The sequence below is a fragment of the Thiocystis violacea genome (assembly GCF_016583565.1).
GTDB classification, from domain to species: Bacteria; Pseudomonadota; Gammaproteobacteria; order Chromatiales; family Chromatiaceae; genus Thiorhodococcus; species Thiorhodococcus violaceus_A.
In genome coordinates this window covers 1-1,346 of the sequence record NZ_NRRF01000201.1, presented here as the reverse complement: position 1 = coordinate 1,346, position 1,346 = coordinate 1, and the positions used below count along the sequence as shown (strand labels likewise).

The following is a 1,346-nucleotide window of genomic DNA, read 5'->3' as shown; positions in this document are numbered from 1 at the left end:
GCTTGAGCTTGGGCATGCGCAGGTCGCGCTCGGCGAGGTTGTTGTCGAAGGGCACGCGCAAGTCGGTGACGAAGCGTAGAACCTCGTCGCGGTGGGTGCGTAGGCGTTCGATGAGGTTGTAGGCCGGCGTCTGTTTGACTCGGCGTCGACTGCCGGGGGGTGAGCGACGTCGGGGATGGAAGCAGGCCGCGTCGGCGAGGATGGCGTCGTAGCGGGCGAAGATGTCGTCGACCATCGGACGCGGCAGTTCCTCGAATTCGGCACCACGGGCCGCGATGGTGGCGTCATTGGCCTCGCATAACAGCGCGATCAAGCGCTTGGGCCAGGAGAGGACGGGGTCGGCCTCGGCGATGGCGATGAGTTCGCGTAGGTGATGGGCGTTGCAGAAGGCATGCTCCGACTCGGTGCTCAGATAGGCACGCCAATGGTCGTGGACCAGGATGCCGCGAAAGCCGCTGAGCAGGCCGATGTCGGTCAGTGCCTTGGCGCCACGCTTGGCATGCACGGCATAGAAGGTCAGGACGTTGGTGCAGAGGACATGCAGCCAGTGCAGGGCACCGGCGACGCGCAGTCGCGTTTCATCGGCGTGGGCCACGGCACTGCGCACCACGGCTTGCCCGATGGCCGCCACCGGGGCCGCCAGTCGCTCGGCCGCCGCGCGGCCCAGCGTGACGAGGGTGCCGGGCGAAAGGTCGATGCCGACCAAGCTCGAGATCAGTTCGGCACTGCGCCGATAAGGGAGATGCTGGTAGTGCGTCAAATACACACCCAAGGCCGACAGGCCAGGACCGTATTGGACCGGGGCGGTGACGTCATCGGGAAAGACGCTGCGATGAACCTGACCACAGGCACATGTGCCACCAACCGTACGATATTCCGTGACCTCGCGACGCACGACCAGATCGATGACCTGACGGCGCTCGGGCAAGACCTCGGTCGCGAGCTCGGCGCAGGAGCGCCCACACTCGCACCGCCCCTCGAGCGCGATCACGATCGTCTGCTCGGGATCGTCGACCAACGCGCGCGTGGCGCCTGGATGATCCTTCTGACCACCGGCTTTCTTGCCGCTACGTTGGCGGCGCGATTTGGGCGCAGGCTTCTTGAATGGGGGGTCCGACGAGGGCGGCTTGCTGGAGTTGTGACTGTCCTTGGCCAAGCGGGCTTCCAGTTCCTGGATCCGTTCCACCAACTGGGCGATGACCTGCGCCTGATCGGCATTCTCTGCCCGCAAACGCACCACCTCTGCTTCAAGGCTATCGGGTGGCACTGATGGGGTTGGAGAATCGCTCATGGCAAGAAATTACAGGCACAGATCATGGCTTGGCAAGTGGTCCTGAACAGTTACG

General features: G+C 64.6%; 1 protein-coding gene. It reads right to left on the bottom strand.

Features of this window, described 5'->3' with window-relative positions; translation table 11 throughout:
• Nucleotides 1-1,291, bottom strand: a 1,291-nt coding sequence (gene tnpC, locus CKO23_RS24735; RefSeq protein ID WP_200336186.1) for an IS66 family transposase, incomplete at its 3' end; no start/stop codon positions are given.
• Nucleotides 1,292-1,346: the final 55 nt, after the last annotated feature.